Here is a 14,917-nt window from a genome sequence, read left to right as displayed (position 1 = left end):
ACCGGCGCGCATGTTTCTTTTGGGGCTGATTGTGGCCATTTCGCTGGCTTTTGGCTGGCTGGTGGCGCCATTTGCCGGGGCCGTGTTGTGGGCGGTGATTGTCGCGGTGTTGTTTGACCCGCTGCACCAACGGTTCAAGGCATCGATGCCGGGGCATCCCGACCGCTGCGCTGCGATAACATTATGCGTCGTGGTGGCGGTGGTGGTTCTGCCGGCTGTGGCTCTGGGCGCGGCATTGGTGGAACAGGGCAGCACGCTTTACGCCCGCGTCGAGTCGGGGCAGATTGATCCGCTGCGCCTTTTGGCCGGACTGCAAATGCGCATGCCACATTGGCTTCAGGGGCAATTGGGCGTGTCGGGACTGGCCAGTCTTGAGGATATTCGCGATTGGCTGGGGCGACAGATGAGCGACCTTTTGCGCAACATTGGCCCGCAATTGCTCAGCTTTGGCCAGAGCACGCTGGGCCTGTTCCTGCAATTGGGGGTGATGCTTTATCTGGCCTATTTCCTGATCCGTGACGGGCGGGCGCTGGGCGAAAAGATTGCGCGGGCGGTGCCGCTTGACCCCGCGATGACCGATCTGTTGATCAGCAAATTCCTGCAGGCGGTGCGCGCGACAATCAAGGGCAGCCTGATCGTGGCCGTGTTGCAGGGCACGATTGGCGGGCTCAGTTTCTGGATTCTGGGCCTGCCCGGCGCATTGCTGTGGGGCGTGGCGATGGGGGTGTTTTCACTTTTCCCTTCGGTCGGCACGGGCCTCGTCTGGGTGCCGGTTTCTGTCTATCTGCTGGCCAGCGGATCGGTATGGCAGGGCGCGGCGCTGGCGGCGCTGGGCTTTTTCGTGATCAGCAGCGTGGACAATCTGGTGCGGCCCATTCTGGTCGGGCGCGATACGCGTGTGCCCGATTACGTGATCTTGATCACCACGCTGGGCGGGTTTGAACTGATGGGGTTCAATGGCTTTGTCATGGGGCCGGTGATTGCCGCCCTGTTCATTGCCATATGGCAGGTGGTGGGCGAAAGCCGCGCCGATCAGGCCTGACGCATGGCCAGTTGATCGTGTTCCAGCCCATGCTTGTCGAGATATTCGATGACCTGCCGCGCGGGCATGGCGCGGGCATAGAGATAGCCCTGTCCGGTGTCGCACCCCATGTCGATCAGGAACTGCTGCTGCTCAAAGGTTTCAATACCCTCGGCAATCACCTCCAGACCAAGGCAATGGCCCAGATTGACGACGATGGAGGCAATCGCCTCGGCATCATTTTTGGTCCCGATCTGGCCGATAAAGGATCGGTCGATCTTGAGCAGATCCACCGGAAATTGGGTCAGATGCGAAAGCGATGCATAGCCGGTGCCGAAATCATCAAGCGCAATGCGCAATCCGTGCTGGCTCAACCGCTTGAGGGCATTTTCAACGTCAAGTGCGCCCTTGTCGAGGAGCACATCCTCGGTCACTTCGATCTGGAGGCATGATGGCGGCAATCCGCGCGCCTGCAACCGGGTCAGGACCGTCTGGACAATGCCGTCGGGACGGAAATCGGCGCTGGTCACATTGACGGCCACATGGCCGAATGCGACGCCCGCGGCCATCCAACGCTCGATATCATCCAGCACCATGTCGAGGATAGAATTGCTGAGCGCCGCGCTCAGGATGGGGTCGGCAAAGGCGGCTTTCAGCGCATCGGGCGCGCGCAAATTGCCATCCCGGTCCCGCCAGCGCAGCAGGGCTTCAAAACCGATGTGATGCCCGCGGCGCAAACAAACCTTGGGTTGATAATGGGGCACAATCGTTCGGCGTTTCAGCGCAAAGCGTGCGGCCGAAATCATCGCTTGATGGCGTTCGACCTCATCCATCATCGCCGGTTCAAAGATCTTCATCTGCGCGCGCCCGGCCGCCTTGGCGGCGTAAAGCGCGATGTCGGCGGCCTTCATCACTTCGGAACGGGCGGGGCCGTCATGAGGGATGAAGCTGGCTCCGATGCTGGCGCCGCATTCCAGCACGCGGTCGCCATGCAGGATCGGTTCGCGCAATTCCTCGTAAATACGCGCGGCAATCTGTTCCAATTCACCCGCGCCACGCGCCGCAACAATCATCGCGAATTCATCGCCGCCCGTGCGCGCCACCAGATCGCCCGGATTGACCGCCGCCCGCAATCGCGCCGCCAGTGCGCGCAGCAGAACGTCGCCGCCATCGTGGCCCATTGTGTCATTGATCGCTTTGAAATTGTCGACATCAACAATCATCAACGCGCTGACGGGCTCGGCGCCGTACGGGGGCTTCGCCTTCATCAGGGCGGCATCCAGCCTTTCCTGCAACACGGCGCGGTTGGGCAGGCCCGTTAACGTGTCGTGCTGAGCCATCCAGATCGCGCGTTCTTCGGAATGCTTCTGGCTGGTGATATCGCGGGCCACCACAATCAGCCGCCCCGAAGCATCCGAAGTTTCATTGACGATCGTGTCGTACCAGAATTTTCCACCATCCGACCGACTGTAGCATGTGGTGAAGCTGGCCAATTGCCCATGTCTGGCGCGGGCCAGAGCCGCCATGGCGGCGGGGCGATCCTTTTCCTCCAGAATCGACAGGAAGGGCCGCCCGACAAGAACCGCTTCACAGCCCAGTTCTTCAGGTTGCCGATTGCTGAAGACGACCTTGTAATCCTTGTCCACGATCAGCGTCAGATCGGGGTTGGATTGCAAAATCGTTTCGTTCAACGCCTTGCTTTGCTTCAGCTCGGCCGTTGTCGTCATCCACGATGCCAGCATCCGGTGCAGTCTGAAAGATGCCGAAAAGATCGCCATCATGAAGATGGGCAACTGGATGGTGATGATGGCCATGATGGCGTCACCGGACAACAAACCGCCAAGCGCACAAGGCGCCAAAGTGGCAAAGGTCATGGTCGCCGCCAGGCGCGGGGTGCCGAAATTGCGCAGGCAAATGCCGCCAACCATCGCCGCCGCTGAAATGCAGGCCACCGTAGCCATGGCCCAATCGCCGCTGGTCAGGCACAACAGGGCACCAAGACCGACCGACGTTGCCCACATCACCGACAGAATGGCGGCAATGCCGTGCAAATGGGTGGGTTTGTCAAAATCCCGATCGCGCGACATCATCAACACGATGATCCGGCCAATCCCGAGCACGATTTCAAACAGCAGCCAGCCAAATACCGGCCCCGACGGTATACGGAACGCCGCCACCGCCGCCACCGCCACACTGTTGAGCACGCCGCCAAGGAAGATGGCCAGAGATCCGAACAGGCCGTTGGCCATTTGCGCAGCAATAGGGGCCGAGACTTTCTCCTCGGTGCTGAGCAGCCAATGAGTGAGTCTGTTGATTGGCACGCTGCGCTAAGCCCATTCTGTTTGATCCCAAGGGAAGGGCTTAGCGTGAAAGTGTTAATACAAAGGTGATGAATGCGTAAGTTTAACCAATCCAAAGAGCGCCTTCAACGGTCGCGATCCTTGAAACTGGTTAAGTTTCCTTACGTTCTTGCCGCTATCCGGCGCGCCTGAGCCAAAAGGCTTTGCGCGGAATCGCGGTGCAGCAATTCCACCATCCGCCCATCAACCTTGATCGCCCCCTTGCCGGCATTTTCGGGCAGATCGAATGCGGCAATGACTTTGCCCGCCCATTCCAGTTCAGCCGCCGATGGGCTGAAAATGGCATTACACGGTTCGATCTGGGCCGGGTGGATCAGGGTCTTGCCATCAAATCCGAACATCAGACCCTGTTCCGCTTCGGTACGAAAGATGTCCAGATCGCGAAATTCATTGCAGACCCCATCAAGGATCGACAGTCCATGCGCCCGCGCCGCCGCCACGGCCAGCGACAGGAACGGCTGAAGAAAGGTCCGTTTGGCATCGGGCCGGGCACGCAATTCCCGCGCCAGATCATTCGGCCCGATCACCCAGAGCGCCAGCCGCGTTTGCCGCGCCAGCGAGGCGATGGCATCCAGCCGCAGCACCGAACCGGCCGTTTCAATCATCGCCCACAATTGCAAATCCGATGGCGCATTGGTCAGAGCCTCGTGATAGCGCAGCACGTCCTGCGGGCTGGAAACCTTGGGCACCAACAGCGCATCGGCCCCGGCCCGCGCCAGCGCGTCCAGATCATCACGCCCCCATTCGGTGTCAAGGCCATTGATCCGCACCGCCACCTCGCGATGGCCAAACCCGCCGGTATAGAGGGCGCGAACCGCGGCCTCGCGTGCTGCTTCCTTTTGGTCGGGGGCGACCGCATCCTCAAGGTCGATAATGACCACATCGGCGTCCACCTCACGCGCCTTGGCCAATGCCTTGGGGTTGGAGGCGGGCATGAACAAGGCGCTGCGGCGCGGGCGGTCGGGGCTGAGAGCGGGCATCAATGATCCTCTGCTGGTTCGGCCATGGCTTGGGTTTATGCCGCGACCTTTCTGGGGCTGAACAGCGGCAATTTTGTTCACAACACTTTGTGCGTCAAGCAAGCTTTAAGTCGCGGATGCAGAGTAACCCATCCGATTACTGACCCGCGGCGCGGATCCAGTCGCGCCCCACCAGTTGATCCAGATTGAGAACCAGCAGCATCCGGTCGCCCACCGGGGCAAGCCCGTCGATAAAGGAGGTCATCTCCTCAATCCCCAAGGCGGGGGGCGGTTGCAGCCTGTCCTCCTTTAACGTCAAAAGGTCGGACACGGTTTCGACGATCAACCCGGCCTGTACCGGGCCCACCTGTACCACGATGATGGCGTGCCGTTCGGTGGTCCGTGTCGTGCCCCAACCCAATCGTGCGCCCAGATCGAGTATGGGCAGAATCGCGCCGCGCAGATTGGCCACGCCCGCCAAACAGGATGGTGCGCCCGGCAATCGGGTTACCGGCGACCACGCGCGGATTTCGCGTATCGCGGCAATGTCCAGCCCGAACAATTGACGTGACACTTCAAAGGTTATCAAATCGCGCGTCATAAATCCCTTCACCCGTCCGCTTTCGCGTGTGACGCATCAAGGGTTAACGGCGCAACGCCAGATGGGTTCAAATTGGCGCTGACGCCATGCGCGTGAATTGTGGGTCAGAGCGCGGCGAAACCACCGTAATTTCCGCGATGAAACAACAGTGGGTCGCCCTCGCGGCCCACATTCAACCGATGTACCGCGCCCAGAACAAAGTCATGATCGCCCGCATCCAGCGTGGCATGGATCTGCGCCTCAATCGTGATCAGCGCGCCAGAGAGCAAAGGCAGGCCATCGTTCGAGAGCGTGTATTCCACCCCGGCAAATTTATCACCGCGCCCGGCCAGTTGCCCGCAAAGCGCGGCCTGATCGCTGCCCAGAACGTTGACGGCAAACTTGCCCGTCGCCGCAATCGCCTGCCAACTGGCCGAGGTGCGCGTGGGAAGGAAGCCGACCATCGGCGGATCGAGCGAGACCGAGGTGAATGTACCCACGACCATGACCAGCGGCGCGCCATCCGCGTCGCTGGACGTGATGGCGGCAACGCCGGTGGGGTAATGGCCCAGCACACGGCGATAGTCTGCCGCTTCAATGGCCGCTTGCGTCATGATCTGTCCTTAATCCCACCGTTAATCTCGCTACCCTGCCGTGCCAGAGCGCGCGCGATGCTGCAAGTGCGTGATGGAGCGGGGCCTCATGGAAATTGCTTATAGACGCCTGTCGGAGATCATATGCGTTTGACGAAACTGTCCAGCACGCGCTTGAAACCGCCGCTGTCAAATTCGATCTCCAGCTTGTTGCCTTCCTGCGCCTTGACCGTGCCGTTCCCGAATTTTTCGTGGAACACTTTGTCGCCAACACGGATGTCGAGGCGCGGGGCGGCGGCAAAACTGGCCGCGCTGCGGGTGCTGTCGGCGACTTTGCGTGCGGGGGCAAAGGTGGTCTGGCTGGCCCGTTGCCAACCGGGACCGCGCGTGTCCATGCGTTGGGGTTTGTTTTGCGCGACATGGGCAAAGGGATCGTCCCGCTCGCTCCATTGCGCACGCCACAGGCTGGCCCCGCCGCTCATTGTGCTTTCGCTATGGATATGGGCGGGCGGCAATTCGCCGATGAATCGGCTGGGCAGCGAGGACGTCCATTGCCCATAGATACGCCGGTTGGCCGCGTGCAGGATCGTGCAGAACCGCCGCGCCCGGGTGATCGCCACATAGGCCAGACGCCGCTCCTCCTCCAGACTGGCGAGGCCCCCTTCGTCCAGAGAACGCTGCGACGGAAATACGCCTTCTTCCCATCCAGGCAGGAATATATGGTCAAATTCCAGGCCTTTGGCGGCATGGATGGTCATGATCGTGACCTTTTCGGCGTCATTATTCGCCTCATTGTCCATGACCAGAGAGACATGCTCAAGGAAATCGCCCAGCGTCTTGTAATCTTCCATCGCGCGGGCCAGTTCCGACAGGTTTTCCAGACGCCCCGCGCTTTCCGCGCTGCGGTCGGCCTGAAGCATGGCGGTATAGCCCGATTCGTCCAGCATCACGCGGGCCAGTTCGGCGGGCGTCGCCGTTCTGGCCAGATCGCGCCAGCGCGCCATGTCGCGCATCAGCGCCAGCAGCGTATTGCGCGCCTTGGCCGGTAATTCATCCGTATCGGCCATGGCCAGCGCGGCGGCGGCCAGCGGCATGTCATGTGCGCGGGCAAAACGGTGCAGCTTTTCCAGCGTTTTGTCGCCAAGCCCGCGCTTGGGCGTGTTATAGATCCGCTCGAACGCCAGATCGTCGGCCGGTTGGGTGATGATGCGCAGATAGGCCAGAGCATCGCGGATTTCGGCGCGTTCGTAAAACCGGAAACCGCCGATGATGCGATAGGCAAGGCCGATGGAAATAAACCGGTCTTCAAACTCGCGCGTCTGGAACTGCGCACGCACCAGAATGGCGATCTTGTCGAGCGGCAGGCCCTCGCGCTCCAGCCTTTCGATTTCCTCGCCCACGCGGCGGGCTTCCTCGGGCGCGTCCCACACGCCGATCACGCGGACCTTGTCGCCGCCGGTCGCCTCGGTCCACAATTGCTTGCCAAGACGCTCGCTGTTTTCCTTGATGAGGCCGCTGGCCGCGCCAAGGATATGCGGGGTGGAGCGATAGTTCTGCTCCAGCTTGATGACTTTCGCGCCGGGAAAATCTTTCTCAAAACGCAGGATATTGGCCACCTCGGCCCCGCGCCATGAATAGATCGACTGGTCATCGTCGCCTACGACGCAGATGTTGTGCCGCCGGCCTTCAATCCCCTGCGCCAACAGGCGAAGCCAGAGATACTGGACCGAATTGGTGTCCTGATATTCGTCCACCATGATATATTTGAAACGGCGCTGATATTCCTCCAGCACGTCGCGGTGCCGCCGGAAAATATCGAGCATATGCAGCAGCAGATCGCCAAAGTCGCAGGCGTTGACCGCCTTCAGCCGGTCCTGATACAGCCGATAGAAATGCGCGCCGCGCCCGTTGGCATAGGCTTCATTTTCAACGGCATCCAGATCGCCCGGACCAAAGCCCCGGTTCTTCCATCGGTCAATGCACCCGGCCAAAGCCTTGGCGGGCCAGCGCTTTTCATCCAGCCCCTCGGCCTGAATCAACTGCTTCAAAAGGCGCAACTGATCATCGGTGTCGATGATCGTGTAATTGCTTTGCAAGCCCGCCAGTTCGGCATGTCGCCGCAGCATCTTGGCCGCGATCGCGTGAAACGTGCCCAGCCACGGCATCCCCTCGACCGCAGGGCCGATCAGATGGCCCACACGTTCACGCATTTCGCGCGCGGCCTTGTTGGTAAAGGTCACGCACAGGATCTCGGATGGCCAAGCCAGCCTTTGTGCAATGATCTGCGCCATGCGCGCGGTCAGCGCCGCCGTCTTGCCCGTGCCGGCCCCCGCCAGCATAAGCACCGGCCCCTCTGTCGTCAGCACGGCTTCGCGCTGGGGCGGGTTCAGTTTGGCCAACCAAGGGGCGTCATGGGCGGGGGCTGAAGGCATGGTCATGCGGAACGCCTAGAGAACATGGCGCCATGGCGCAAGACTATTGCCCTCCATCATGGAACAATTGGCCGCAATCTGCCTTTCAACCATCAGGTGCCGATGATCCCCATCGGTGGACAGGGGGCAAACCGGAAAGGACGCAGTAATGAGCAAGTTCCTGATTTCTGGTCTGGTTGCCGCCATGGCTGCAACCGCCGCAGGCGCCATGCAGCCCGACCAGCCCGCATCGGCCAAGATGCAGCTGGCGCAGGCCGCCCCCGTTGAGATTCAGGCGAATCCGCGTGGTTCATTGGCGGCGGCTGTGGATACTCCCAACCCGGCCACTGCCAATTCGCCCGTGGCGCCCGCCCTGCCTGATGATCCCAATTATCATGCGGGGCCCTATGTCGGCGCGCTGACCCCGCCGCCGCCAGAGGCCTTTAACAAGCACTATCCGGTTTGTCGCGGATCGTTGCAGGATAATTGCCGCAACCCCGGCGGCATCTGATCCCCTGGGAAGCAGGCGTCCTGATTGGTCCTCGGGGCGCCTGCGTTTATAAGGTGATGTGATCGATTGCCGGTCACTTTCCAATTGACTTGCGCGGCGCGCATGGCAACGCCTTTCGCCCATGAGCCAGTCCCCTAAGCACCCCATCGTCAAGAACGCTCGAATTCTGACCGCCGCGCTTGTCGGTACATCGGTGGAATTCTACGACTTCTATATCTTTGCCACGGCCACCGCACTGGTCTTTGGTCCGATGTTCTTTCCCGAGGCGGCGCCGGGGCGGCAATTGCTGTTGGCGTTTATGAGCCTTGGCATCGCCTTTGTCGCGCGGCCGGTGGGGGCCATCGCCTTTGGCCATTTCGGGGACCGGATCGGGCGCAAATCGACGCTGGTGGCCTCGCTGATGTTGATGGGCGGATCGACGCTGGCGGTAGGCTTTCTGCCGTCCTATGCGCAGGCGGGCATTCTGGCGCCGATCCTGCTTTGCGTCTGCCGCTTTGGTCAGGGTTTTGGCCTTGGGGGTGAATGGGGCGGGGCGGCTTTGCTGGCGGTGGAAAATGCGCCGCGTGGATGGGAAGCGCGTTTTGGCAGCGCCCCGCAATTGGGCGCGCCGGTCGGGTTCTTGGCGGCCAATGGCCTGTTTCTGATCCTTGGGCTGGTCATGCCAGAGGCCGAATTCAAGGCTTGGGGCTGGCGCATTCCGTTCATGCTGTCGGTCGTGCTGGTTGGCGTTGGCCTGTGGGTGCGTTTGAAAATTACCGAAACCGCCGCATTTGCCGAAGCATTGACCCATGAAAAACCGCCAGAAGTGCCGCTGGGCGTCCTGCTGTCGCAACATTGGAAGGCGTTGATCGCGGGCAGCGCGGGCGTGGTGTCCTGCTTCTCGCTGTTTTATCTCTGCACCGCCTTTGCGCTGGCGCAGGGGACCGGGCCGCTGCATTATCCGCGCACGGGTTTCATGGTGGCGCAGTTGGCCGCCAATCTGATGCTGGCGGCGGGCATCATCTATGCCGCAATCTGGTCGGATCGTTTCAGCTCGGCCAAGGTATTGGCGTGGGGCGCGACGCTGGGCGCGGTGATCGGCGCTTTCTATTGGGCTGGCCTGTCTTCGGGCAGCCTGATCGTGGTGTTTATCACGCTGTCGGCTGCGCTCTTTGCCATGGGCATGGCCTATGGCCCGCTATCGGGTTGGCTGTCGGGCCTGTTTCCGGTCGAGGTGCGCTATTCCGGCATTTCCATGGCGTTTAACGCCGGCGGCATCATTGGCGGCGCGCTGACCCCGGTTCTGGCGCAGAGCCTGATCGAGAAAGGCATGGGCAACTGGATCGGGATTATTCCCGCCGTTGCGGGCGTGGTGACGCTGATCGGGATCGGTTGGACGCGGCGGTTGGGGACGCGGCGGGTGATGGCCGTTTGAAGGTTTTGCCTCCGGCGGGCAAAGGGCGGGGGCCCTTTGCAATCCCGTTATGGGGTGGCGCGAGGTTGGCCGCGTTTGGTGGTGGATGATAAAATGAAAGCCTGCGACGCTGATCCATGGCGCCGCAGGCTTTTAAATTTGCAACACCGGGTCCGACACAAAACGCCGAACATCAGTCGCAACGCAGACAGTACCGGGAGCGCGAGGGTCTAGACCCTCGCATTCTCACCCTTCCTGCTTTTCCTCAACACGGAAGATCGTAATCTTCGCCTTGCCCACCTTACGCTCGGCATCGACCACAAACCCGCGCACCCGCGGATCCTCGGTTGCCGCCGTTTCCAGCGCGACCCATGTGCCTTCACCGATCCAGCCAAGGCGGCGCAGCTTGTCGATCGCCACCTGGCCCGCGCCGGTGTTATAGGGCGGGTCGAGCAGCACGAGATCTAGCGGCTCCTTGGTCGCGGTCAGGGCCATTACGCTGCCCGCGCGCACGTCGCAGCGCGTGTGGGCTTTCAGGTTGGCGATATTGGTGCGGATCGCGCGGATCGCGGGGGCGGCCTGTTCAACGAACAGGCAATGCGCCGCGCCCCGGCTCAATGCTTCAAGGCCCAGCGCGCCCGATCCTGCGAACAGGTCGGCCACGCGCAATTCCTCAAACCCGCCAAGGCGGCTGTTGAGCATCGAGAACAGCGTTTCGCGCGTGCGGTCGGCGGTGGGGCGGGTGTCGTCGCCTTCGGGCGCGGCCAGTTTACGGCCACGCCATTCGCCAGCAATAATCCGGATCATTCCCCGCGCGCCTTTGCTAATTTCAGCCCCTTGCGGAAGCGTTCGACCTGCACCTGCGGGATCTGGATGGCCTGACCACGGGGCAGGTCGAGCAATTCGAACGGCCCGTATTTGGTGCGCATCAGGCGGCTGACCTGAAGCCCCAGCGCTTCGAGAACGCGGCGCACTTCGCGGTTCTTGCCTTCGCTCAGCGTCATTTCGATCCACTGATTGCGGCCCGTACGGCGCTCCATATTGGCGTCGATGCGGCCATAGCGGATGCCGTCCACCTCGATGCCTTCCATCAGTTCCTCAAGCCGGTCCTGCGAAATGTCGCCAAAGGTACGGGCGCGATAGGTGCGCGGGATACCGCTGCTGGGCAATTCCATGGCCCGCTTCAACTCACCATCATTGGTCAGCAGCAGCAGACCTTCGGTGTTAAGGTCAAGGCGGCCGATCGGCATCAGGCGCGGCGTATCGGCGGGCAAAGCATTGCGCAAAGCCGTATAGATCGTCGGGCGCCCCGCCGGATCGCGCTCTGCGGTGATCAGGCCGCTGGGCTTGTGGAAGGCATAGAGACGGGCCGCTTCGGGCGCCTTTACCGGATTGCCATCCACCGTGACGCCCTTGAGCGTGGTCAGCAGCGTGGCGGGCGTGGTGATCGTGATATCACCCACCTTCACGCGGCCCGCCTCGATCAGGCGCTCAACCTCGCGGCGGCTTGCCACGCCCGCGCGGGCCAGCAACTTGGCAACGCGTTCGCCTTCACCTTCCAACTTGTTGATCGGTTCGGGCGCGGGACGGGCGGGGCGGGGGATGCGGGGCGGATAAAGCTTGCTGGAGCTTTGGCCGGTGCCCTGCGGCTTGCCGCCATATTGGCCCGATTTGCCGCCATAGGCAGGCTTTCCGCCACCACTCTGGTATCCGCCGCTCTGGGATTTTTCCCCACGCGACGTCTGCGGTTTCCCGCGGGGGGCGGCGTCGGACGCGCGGCCATTGCGCGCAGAAGGACCGCGCGACGAGGGGCCTTTTGAAGGCCCATTGGGATTCTTGGGATAAGACATGGCGCCGCCTTACTCCTGTTCGGGCAATAGGTCAAAAGCCGGGGAAAGTGCCCAGAATTGCTCTTTCTTTTTCTTCACCAAACCGCCTAATCTGCGCGCTTCATTTTCCGCCTTTTCAGGATGCATTTGCCATGGCCAGCAGCGCCCCGAATACTCCCTCTGCCGCTGCTGAAAAACCGCCGCGGCCCAAGGGGCTGGCGCTGCTTCGCGTCGCGCTTTCCACGCGCAAGGCCGGGTGCATGCTGGGCTTTGGCTTTTCCTCGGGCCTGCCTTTTGCGTTGCTGATCGGCACTTTGAACGCCTGGCTGGGCGAGGTGGGGATCAAGCTGGCGACCATCGGCGTCCTGTCGTGGATCGGCCTGTCCTATTCGTTCAAATTCCTCTGGGCGCCGTTGGTCGACCGGGTAAAGCTGCCGGTTCTTGAAACGCTGGGCCGCCGGCGCAGCTGGATTTTGCTGTGTCAGGTGGTGTTGGCCATCGCGATTGCCGGATTGGCCGTGACCGATCCCACCACGGCTATCGGCACCTTTGCCATCATCGCCTTTGTCGCCGCCTTTGCCAGCGCGACACAGGACATCGCCCTTGACGCTTGGCGCATCGAAAACGCCGATGAGAACACCAGCCTTGAGCTGCTGACCGCGCTTTATCAGTTCGGCTATCGCACGGCCTCCATCGTGGGCGGGGCGCTGGCGCTGATGCTGGCGGCGCGTGTGTCTTGGCCGCAGGTTTTCGGGGCGATGGCGGGATTGATGGGGTTGATGGCGCTGGTCACGCTGCGTGCGCCTGATACAGAGCGGACGATTACCGCACGCCTTCATGTCGATCTGGGGCAACCGGGCGAATTGGCGCCGGGTACCCGCGCGCTGTTGCTGTTCATTGTTTTGGCCAGCTGGATCTGGGCCATTGCCACGATCGCCCATTTTATGGTCACGATGCTGGCGCCGGTGGCTCCGGGTGGCAAATTGCCGTCGGTCGCCGAATTTACGAAAACGCAGGGGCCGTGGATTGTTGCCGCAACGGTCTTCGTGCCCCTGATCGTGGCCAGCGTCGCCAACCATCTCAAAGCCCGCGCGCTGGGCGTTCTTGCGCAAGAGGACCATGCCCATGGGCCGTCGCGCACGATTGCCAACCATATCTATGCGGCGCTGGTCACGCCTCTGGCCGAATTGGCGGGACGGTTGAAGGCGGGCGTGCTGGTCGTCCTTGGTTTCATCCTGACCTATGCGTTCTGTTATAATATCTGGTCCAGCTTCGCCTTCCCCTTCTATCTGGACTATCTGCATTATACCAAGGATCAGGTGGCCTTTGCCTCCAAAATCTTCGGCATTATCATGACGATGTTCGGGATTTCTCTGGGCGGTTATCTGTTCCTGCGGATTGGGCGCTTTCCCACCGTCCTGCTGGGCGCGATGCTGCCGCCGCTGGGCAATCTGCTCTATGCCGACCTTGCCGATGGCGGGCATGTCATTGACGCCTTTGCCGGGGCCATCGGGCTGGACCGCCTTGGCGCGGCGCTGGGGGCGGACGCGCGGATGCTGCGCCTGTTGCTGGCCATCGTCTATGAAAACATCGCCACGGGTCTGGCTGGTACGGCCTTCGTTGCCTATGTTTCCAGTGTCGTTTCCAAGCGCTATACCGCCATCCAATACGCGCTGCTCTCCTCGCTGACGTTTCTTGTCGGCACGTTGGGCCGCGGCGTCGCGGGCGAGGCTTTTGACACCTATGGTTATGGCCCGGTCTTCCGCGCCACCGCTCTGGCGGGCGTGGTCAGCGTGTCCTTTGTGCTGATGGAATGGGTGCGGGTCAGCCGGGCTGAAGCGAAGACGGTTAAGGGGTAAGAGTTTGCCTCCGGCGGGCAAAGGGACAAGGCCCTTTGCCCGCCGGAGGCATTTTTCTAACCTTAATCCGGAAATTCCAGATTTCGCCGCAACACGTCGCCAGCCAAATAGAGCGACCCGGCAATCAACACATCACCCTCCGCCGACAACGCCCGCAATGCCCGCTCCACATCTTCGAACGGTTGAGCAGGAAGCGCGGTAAAGGGTGCGAAATCCTCGGGCCGGTGGGCATCATGGCCGGGCGCGGGAACGACGCTGAGCGAGAGCAATTTGCCCGCCAGCGGCGCGATGATGGCGCTGGGGTCTTTGTTGGCCAACATGCCCGTAATCAGGTGGAATTTCGGCGCGTCGGCAAAATGGCGGGCGATGGCAAGGCCCGCATCGGGATTATGCCCACCGTCCAGCCATACCGCGCGGCCCCCGGCCAGAGCCGTCAGCGGGCCATCACCAAGCCTTTGCAATCGCGCGGGCCAGCGGGCGGCAAGGATACCGGCTGCCATGGCTTCGGGGCTGACCGTGACGGCGTCCTGATGCCGGATCAACGCGACGGCCAGCGCCGCATTTTCGGCCTGATGCCGCCCAGCGAGTCGGGGCAGGGGCAGTGAAAGCGCGCCCGCCGCATCGCGATATTCAATCGTTGCGCCGATTTCTGCCGACCATTCGCGCCCGCGCCGGACCCATGGCGCACCTGCCTGTGTGGTCAGCGCGGCGATCTGTTCCTCGGCGACGGCGGGATAATCCAGCGTCACCATAGGTGTGCCTGGGCGCACGATCCCGCCTTTTTCCCACGCAATGCGGGGCAGCGGCATTTCCGGCGCGCCTTCTTCGGGGCGCAGCAAAAAGCCTTCGTGGTCGATGCCCAGCGTGGCAATGCCGGTGACGGCGGGGTTGGGGATGACATTGGTCGCGTCCAGCCGCCCACCAAGCCCGACCTCGATCACACAGGCGTCGGCGGGGATGCGCGAAAAGGCGAGAAAGATCGCGGCGGTGGTGACTTCGAAAAAGCTCGGCCCCAGATCTTCGCCCGCATCATTGGCGTCCAGCACCTCGGCCAGAAGCGAGGCCAGCAGGTCGTCCTCGATCAATTTGCCTGCCAGCCTGATCCGCTCATTATAGCGCACCAGATGCGGCTTGGTGGCCGAATGCACGGTCAGTCCCTGTGCCTCCAGCATCATACGGACGTAGGTGCAGGTGCTGCCCTTGCCATTGGTGCCAGCGACGTGGAACACGGGGGGCAGGCGCCTTTCGGGATTCCCCAGACGCGCCAGCAATCCTTCGATAATCTCCAGCCCCAGCCGACCCTGCGGCACAGAAAGCTGTTCAAGGCGGGCCAATTGCGCGGCCACGCCGGGGTGGTCCGAGATGGCAAAATCCTTCACCGGATCACCCCATTCGTCGCGT

At 62.0% G+C, this 14,917-nt stretch carries 12 protein-coding genes; 4 read left to right on the top strand and 8 right to left on the bottom strand.

All coding sequences use genetic code 11. The features are described 5' to 3' along the window. The first annotated feature begins 10 nt into the window (after positions 1-10). Entirely contained in the window at positions 11-1,042 is a 1,032-nt protein-coding gene (locus AC2S2E_RS15615) for an AI-2E family transporter (RefSeq protein WP_486523008.1), read from the top strand. Here the strand turns inward: AC2S2E_RS15615 and AC2S2E_RS15610 are convergent. The 5 genes from AC2S2E_RS15610 to AC2S2E_RS15590 all read right to left on the bottom strand — a co-directional run bounded on the left by AC2S2E_RS15610 (position 1,033) and on the right by AC2S2E_RS15590 (position 7,951). Continuing rightward, positions 1,033-3,342: a putative bifunctional diguanylate cyclase/phosphodiesterase gene (locus AC2S2E_RS15610; protein ID WP_486523007.1), complete on the bottom strand. Its 2,310-nt coding sequence runs from the start codon at positions 3,340-3,342 to the stop codon at positions 1,033-1,035. The two genes, AC2S2E_RS15615 and AC2S2E_RS15610, sit on opposite strands and share 10 nt — an antisense overlap. A 140-nt stretch (positions 3,343-3,482) precedes the next feature. Next, a complete protein-coding gene (locus AC2S2E_RS15605; protein WP_476105598.1) occupies positions 3,483-4,361 on the bottom strand; it encodes an HpcH/HpaI aldolase/citrate lyase family protein in 879 nt (292 codons plus the stop codon). 136 nt (positions 4,362-4,497) lie between these two features. Then, the gene (locus tag AC2S2E_RS15600) at positions 4,498-4,941 is read right to left on the bottom strand and encodes a chemotaxis protein CheW (RefSeq protein WP_486523006.1); all 444 of its coding nucleotides are present in this window, start codon (positions 4,939-4,941) and stop codon (positions 4,498-4,500) included. Positions 4,942-5,045: 104 nt separating this feature from the next. Then, complete coding sequence (locus AC2S2E_RS15595; protein ID WP_486523005.1) at positions 5,046-5,534, bottom strand: flavin reductase family protein; 489 nt, start codon at positions 5,532-5,534, stop codon at positions 5,046-5,048. A gap of 119 nt (positions 5,535-5,653) precedes the next feature. Further along, the gene (locus AC2S2E_RS15590) at positions 5,654-7,951 is read right to left on the bottom strand and encodes an ATP-dependent helicase (RefSeq protein ID WP_486523004.1); all 2,298 of its coding nucleotides are present in this window, start codon (positions 7,949-7,951) and stop codon (positions 5,654-5,656) included. Positions 7,952-8,093: 142 nt separating this feature from the next. On the opposite strand from AC2S2E_RS15590, the gene AC2S2E_RS15585 reads away from it, so the two are divergent. Together AC2S2E_RS15585 and AC2S2E_RS15580 are read left to right on the top strand one after the other, a co-directional pair. After that, the gene (locus AC2S2E_RS15585) at positions 8,094-8,435 is read left to right on the top strand and encodes a hypothetical protein (protein ID WP_486523003.1); all 342 of its coding nucleotides are present in this window, start codon (positions 8,094-8,096) and stop codon (positions 8,433-8,435) included. A 121-nt stretch (positions 8,436-8,556) separates the two neighbouring features. Next, the gene (locus tag AC2S2E_RS15580; protein ID WP_476105591.1) at positions 8,557-9,849 is read left to right on the top strand and encodes an MFS transporter; all 1,293 of its coding nucleotides are present in this window, start codon (positions 8,557-8,559) and stop codon (positions 9,847-9,849) included. Positions 9,850-10,074: 225 nt separating this feature from the next. On the opposite strand, the gene rsmD is transcribed toward AC2S2E_RS15580, so the two are convergent. Both rsmD and AC2S2E_RS15570 read right to left on the bottom strand, forming a co-directional pair. Next, complete coding sequence (gene rsmD / locus AC2S2E_RS15575; RefSeq protein WP_476105589.1) at positions 10,075-10,635, bottom strand: 16S rRNA (guanine(966)-N(2))-methyltransferase RsmD; 561 nt, start codon at positions 10,633-10,635, stop codon at positions 10,075-10,077. After that, entirely contained in the window at positions 10,632-11,678 is a 1,047-nt protein-coding gene (locus AC2S2E_RS15570; RefSeq protein ID WP_486523002.1) for a pseudouridine synthase, read from the bottom strand. Before AC2S2E_RS15570 ends, rsmD begins: the two co-directional genes overlap by 4 nt. A gap of 131 nt (positions 11,679-11,809) precedes the next feature. Here AC2S2E_RS15570 and AC2S2E_RS15565 point away from each other — a divergent pair, with 131 nt between their 5' ends. Continuing rightward, positions 11,810-13,516 carry an AmpG family muropeptide MFS transporter gene (locus AC2S2E_RS15565; RefSeq protein ID WP_486523001.1) on the top strand — a complete coding sequence of 569 codons (1,707 nt, stop codon included), beginning with the start codon at positions 11,810-11,812 and terminating at the stop codon, positions 13,514-13,516. Positions 13,517-13,578: 62 nt separating this feature from the next. Here the strand turns inward: AC2S2E_RS15565 and AC2S2E_RS15560 are convergent, their stop codons facing one another. Next, positions 13,579-14,895, bottom strand: coding sequence for a bifunctional folylpolyglutamate synthase/dihydrofolate synthase (locus tag AC2S2E_RS15560; RefSeq protein ID WP_486523000.1), 1,317 nt, complete (start codon positions 14,893-14,895; stop codon positions 13,579-13,581). Positions 14,896-14,917: the final 22 nt, after the last annotated feature.

It is taken from the genome of Novosphingobium sp. 550D, from assembly GCF_057401885.1.
Note: the sequence above shows the minus strand (reverse complement) of the source record. Positions and strands in the feature narration are given on the sequence as shown.

Bases quoted from the DNA above. Each gene is read 5' to 3' on its own strand.
- AC2S2E_RS15615 (WP_486523008.1), top strand. From the start codon at position 11: ATGTTTCTTTTGGGGCTGATTGTGGCCATTTCGCTGGCTTTTGGCTGG.
- AC2S2E_RS15605 (WP_476105598.1), bottom strand. From the start codon at position 4,361: ATGCCCGCTCTCAGCCCCGACCGCCCGCGCCGCAGCGCCTTGTTCATG.
- AC2S2E_RS15600 (WP_486523006.1), bottom strand. From the start codon at position 4,941: ATGACGCGCGATTTGATAACCTTTGAAGTGTCACGTCAATTGTTCGGG.
- AC2S2E_RS15595 (WP_486523005.1), bottom strand. From the start codon at position 5,534: ATGACGCAAGCGGCCATTGAAGCGGCAGACTATCGCCGTGTGCTGGGC.
- AC2S2E_RS15590 (WP_486523004.1), bottom strand. From the start codon at position 7,951: ATGACCATGCCTTCAGCCCCCGCCCATGACGCCCCTTGGTTGGCCAAA.
- AC2S2E_RS15585 (WP_486523003.1), top strand. From the start codon at position 8,094: ATGAGCAAGTTCCTGATTTCTGGTCTGGTTGCCGCCATGGCTGCAACC.
- AC2S2E_RS15580 (WP_476105591.1), top strand. From the start codon at position 8,557: ATGAGCCAGTCCCCTAAGCACCCCATCGTCAAGAACGCTCGAATTCTG.
- rsmD (WP_476105589.1), bottom strand. From the start codon at position 10,635: ATGATCCGGATTATTGCTGGCGAATGGCGTGGCCGTAAACTGGCCGCG.
- AC2S2E_RS15570 (WP_486523002.1), bottom strand. From the start codon at position 11,678: ATGTCTTATCCCAAGAATCCCAATGGGCCTTCAAAAGGCCCCTCGTCG.
- AC2S2E_RS15565 (WP_486523001.1), top strand. From the start codon at position 11,810: ATGGCCAGCAGCGCCCCGAATACTCCCTCTGCCGCTGCTGAAAAACCG.